Annotated in this window: 6 protein-coding genes; 1 reads left to right on the plus strand and 5 read right to left on the minus strand. The window is 47.1% G+C overall.

Features of this window, described 5'->3' with window-relative positions; translation table 11 throughout:
• The 4 genes from H579_RS30165 to H579_RS0118445 all read right to left on the minus strand — a co-directional run.
• Positions 1–119, minus strand: a 119-nt coding sequence (locus H579_RS30165) for an Rpn family recombination-promoting nuclease/putative transposase (protein WP_245583306.1), incomplete at its 3' end; no start/stop codon positions are given.
• A gap of 157 nt (positions 120–276) precedes the next feature.
• Complete coding sequence (locus H579_RS0118435) at positions 277–1,095, minus strand: helix-turn-helix domain-containing protein (RefSeq protein WP_051227879.1); 819 nt, start codon at positions 1,093–1,095, stop codon at positions 277–279.
• A 66-nt stretch (positions 1,096–1,161) separates the two neighbouring features.
• Positions 1,162–1,473: a DUF6506 family protein gene (locus tag H579_RS0118440; RefSeq protein WP_028301888.1), complete on the minus strand. Its 312-nt coding sequence runs from the start codon at positions 1,471–1,473 to the stop codon at positions 1,162–1,164.
• Positions 1,474–1,573: 100 nt separating this feature from the next.
• A complete protein-coding gene (locus H579_RS0118445; RefSeq protein ID WP_028301889.1) occupies positions 1,574–2,152 on the minus strand; it encodes a TetR/AcrR family transcriptional regulator in 579 nt (192 codons plus the stop codon).
• A 127-nt stretch (positions 2,153–2,279) separates the two neighbouring features.
• Between H579_RS0118445 and fabF the strand changes: the two genes are divergently transcribed.
• Complete coding sequence (fabF, locus tag H579_RS0118450) at positions 2,280–3,554, plus strand: beta-ketoacyl-ACP synthase II (RefSeq protein ID WP_028301890.1); 1,275 nt, start codon at positions 2,280–2,282, stop codon at positions 3,552–3,554.
• A gap of 152 nt (positions 3,555–3,706) precedes the next feature.
• On the opposite strand, the gene H579_RS0118455 is transcribed toward fabF, so the two are convergent.
• Positions 3,707–4,081, minus strand: a 375-nt coding sequence (locus tag H579_RS0118455; RefSeq protein ID WP_028301891.1) for a PD-(D/E)XK nuclease family transposase, incomplete at its 5' end; no start/stop codon positions are given.

Consider the following 4,081-nt stretch of genomic DNA (forward strand, 5'->3'; position numbering starts at 1 on the left):
TGGTGGTGTTCAGGTAGCAGCGTATTCAAAAAGCTAATCAAGTGAATTTTGCTAGCTTCCTCACCAAAGGCTTTTTTAAAGCCGAAATCTGTAAACAGGTTGATGTATTTTTCTTTCACGGCTCTGCCTTGGGGTCGTGCTGCGGATGCTGATGATTATCCCTTGTATCGATAGTAGGAGGCAAGGTACAGGCGTTGTTGAATCATTTAATGGGTATCCCGGATTTGCGCCGGATTTGCCACTGCCTGAGCCTTCCATTAATCTTTTCCTTTTTACCTAAGCAGGCCAACTTACCTCTGGAGTGTCAGAGTAATAATTCAGACCAGAGTGATGACCTTTCAGGTATTCCATCGGAGGTTGGCCGGTAAAATGCCGGAATTCCTTAATAAAGTGGGCCTGATCGTAAAAAGTATGGTCACCCGGGGCATCTGAAAAGTGTCTTTTTTTATGCTTTAACAGGTGCTTGAGAGTGTGCTGAAAGCGGGCCGTGCGGGAAAAGTATCTGGCATCAACGCCGGTTAACAGGCGAAATTTTCTCTGAAAGCTTCTCTCACTACAGGCCGCTTGCGTTTTGATCTCTGCCAGCCCATCACCTCCGTAGCGATAATAAACCTGATCTACGATGCCAGAGAACGCATTGGGAGATTTCATCTGCTCCAGTCTTTGTTCCAACCATTGTTTCAGATGCAAAATGCATTGTTGATTGGATAACTCTGGATCAAAAATAGGCGGTAACTGATCAGAGGAGAAGCATTCGCTGAATGAAAACAGATGATCCGTCAGTTCTGTCATAGGGATTCTGAACATTTGATAGAAGCCCGATGAGCGAAAACGCACAGATAGCAGGCGAACCTTGCTATGAGCGCTTAGCGTGATGCGGTGTTTTCTGGGACAGATGATGATCGCATCCTGATATAGATGACGGGTTTCTCCATTCAGAGTCAGCTCAATCGGTGCCCCCAGGTTAAATATCAGCTCTGTGCCTGTACCCGGCAGTATTACGGGAAGTGCTTCTGATATTTCTGATTGCCAGAGCCAGATCTGACGCACAAAGGGATCAAGATAATCTGGCATATAAAGGGTATTTTGTTGCATAAACTCGGTCTGAACAGGTCACCGGTGAGAATGATACCCTCTCTTTGATAAGAGAGGGAAAAAGATTTATCTGAACAGGTTGTCGCCCGTGTTGTAGCTTAAACCTGGATGATGATCAAAACGGACAACACCGACAGGCACACGGCCATCCGCTTTCTCGCTGATTGCAGCAACGCCCTGATGACCAAAACCCGCGCAAAGTTCAATTGCGACCATACCTTCTTCGATCAAAGCATCGATCTGATCGCAAGCCTGTTGGTAGTCAGAAACGGCGAGCATTTTTACTTCGACCTGAGGGGTTTTTACCCAGCTGTAATGCTGTTGAGCAGAGGCTTGTGGGGCGATAAAAATAAAAGCTGCTTTTAAGACTTCGGACATGATAACTCTCCTGATTGAATGGTCAGAGAGCATCTTATTGATATCCTACGTTCCGGCATTGTATAAACCCGCCACTTTTTCAAAAGCGGGAGCAGAAGCCCTAATCTGCCAGCATGGCAAACAGGCTTGTTTTGGAATTCTCCAGTAAAGCCTTTTGGCTCTCCGTATCCGTTAAGCTTCTGGCAATAGACACCGTACCCACCATAGTCACTACCAGGTATTGGGCTTGTGCACGTGCGGTTTGCATGCTTTTGCCTGTGGCTTCTAATGCCTGTGCTAATCGGGTAACCATGCCATTAAACACTTTTTCATAGCTCGCTCTGACCTGGCTGTCTCTATGAGCCACATCGGTCGATAAAAATGCTAATGGGCAAGCGTAGCCCTCTTGTCTGACATGTTCCATGCTCAGGTACTCGCTAACCAGATAGCGCATCTTCTCTTTATCAAGATCACCGCCTTCCCTGACCAATAAAGAGTGTTTGCCTGCCGTGAGTATCGCCTCGGCGTACAAATTGACCTTAGAGCTAAAGTGAGCGTAAAACGCACCATGGGTCATCTCAGCGTGTTGCATAATCTGCGCAATCGATACCTGATCAAAACCTCTGCGACAAAACAGATCAATGGCGGATAAAAGAATACGTTCACGGCTTTGCTTTTTGTGGTCTGCAGAGTAAGGCAAGGTGATCTCCCGGTGGAATAAGAAGCCTATGTTGGTTTTTATATTATCTTGATCATATTAAGACTTACCTTAACATGATTACCCTGTCAGTCGAAATAATGCTGGGTATTCAGCTAAAGGAAATCATATGTCACAGGCAAACCGAATTGTTATCACAGGAATGGGCATCGTATCGCCACTGGGTTGTGGCGTGGCATCTGTGTGGCAACGTCTAATCTCAGGTGAATCAGGCATCGATTGGATAAAAGAAGATCTGCCTGAGGGTTTAACCACTAAAATTGCCGGTCAGGTGCCACGTAATGGCGAACAGGATAACGCCCTGATCGAATCAAACTTTTTATCGGTTAAAGAACGGCGGCGTGTTGATCTGTTCACCTTATTTGCTTTAGCCGCCGCAGATGATGCATTAGCTCAAGCGAACTGGAAACCTGAAAGCGAAGACGAACAAGCCGCTACAGCCACGGTGATCGCCACAGGCATTGGTGGCTTCCCAACCATTACCCATGCCAAAGAGGTGCTTGATCATTCTGGCCCTCGTAAGTTATCCCCTTTTACAGTCCCCGCATTTTTAGCCAATTTAGCCGCGGGCAACGTCTCAATAAAGTACGGCTTTAAAGGGCCTATCGGCACACCGGTTACAGCCTGTGCCGCCGGTATTCAAGCCATCGGTGACGGTATGCGCCTAATCCGTAACGGAGAAGCCGATGTCGTGCTGGCAGGTGGCACAGAAGCCTGTATTGATCCTTTATCCCTAGCAGGATTTAGTGCCCTAAAAGCCTTGTCCACCCACAATGCTGAACCAACAGCCGCGTCCCGCCCTTTTGATCAGGCACGAGATGGCTTTGTGATGGGAGAAGGTGCAGGATTACTGGTGATTGAAAGCCTGGAACATGCGTTAAACCGTGGAGCAACACCATTAGCCGAAATTGTTGGTTATGGCACCAGTGCCGATGCCTACCATCTGACCTCAGGGCCTGAAAACGGTGACGGTGCCGCAAGAGCGATAAAGTCAGCATTAAAAATGGCCAAGCTTAAAGCGGCTGATATAGGCTACGTTAATGCTCATGCCACCTCGACTCCGGTAGGGGATAAAGGGGAAATTAACGCATTACGCCAGATCTTTGCCGATGATATTACCCAAGTACCCATTTCAGCGACCAAGTCTGCCACCGGACATTTACTGGGGGCTGCCGGAGGCGTAGAAGCGATATTTAGCGTTCAGGCACTACGCTCTGGTGTTTTACCGCCCACACTGAATTTAGATAACGTCGATACCAGCATGGCTGATCTTGATCTCATTCCCCATACCGCCCGAGAAAACCAAGTGGATCATGTGCTTTGTAACGGTTTTGGCTTTGGTGGTGTCAATGCCGCCGTGATCTTTAAACGGTATACACTTTAAGCGTGTTTTAACCATTCAGAAAAATGGTCGGGTCGGGGTTAGGGCCAAGTTAAACACGGTTAAAGAACATCCATTTTCAGCCATAGGAGTTACTACCTGTCACCAAGGGCAGCCATCAAATCATGTCCTAAATAATGGCTGTCCTGGTTTTTTCATTGGTAATACTGCTTAATCTCCTGGATTTCATCCACGCTAAGCTGAAAGGCTTCTGCGACCTGTTGGTCTGGTAGGCCAAGTTTTACTAAGTTCATTACAGCTAATGCCATTTTCTGATGTGCTTCAGATTGAGCTTTTTCATAGCCGATCTGTTCACCTTCCTCAAGCCCTTCTTCACGTCCTTCTTCACGTCCTTCGTCTCGGGCCGTATCAATGACATTTTTTAAATCACGGTAATACTTCAGACTAGACTCGTAGGCTTGGCGTTCTTCTGGTTGAAATTGAGCAATATTGGCTTTTTCAAACAGACTTAAAAACACTTTTTCCCTGAGGCGGGGTGGAATCTCTTCCAGCTCATGCAGGTGGCGAAA

It is taken from the genome of Oceanospirillum beijerinckii DSM 7166, assembly GCF_000422425.1.
Classification (GTDB): Bacteria; Pseudomonadota; Gammaproteobacteria; order Pseudomonadales; family Halomonadaceae; genus Oceanospirillum; species Oceanospirillum beijerinckii.

Coding starts and splice junctions, on each gene's coding strand:
- H579_RS0118435 (WP_051227879.1), bottom strand. CDS start 1,095: ATGCAACAAAATACCCTTTATATGCCAGATTATCTTGATCCCTTTGTG.
- H579_RS0118440 (WP_028301888.1), bottom strand. CDS start 1,473: ATGTCCGAAGTCTTAAAAGCAGCTTTTATTTTTATCGCCCCACAAGCC.
- fabF (WP_028301890.1), top strand. CDS start 2,280: ATGTCACAGGCAAACCGAATTGTTATCACAGGAATGGGCATCGTATCG.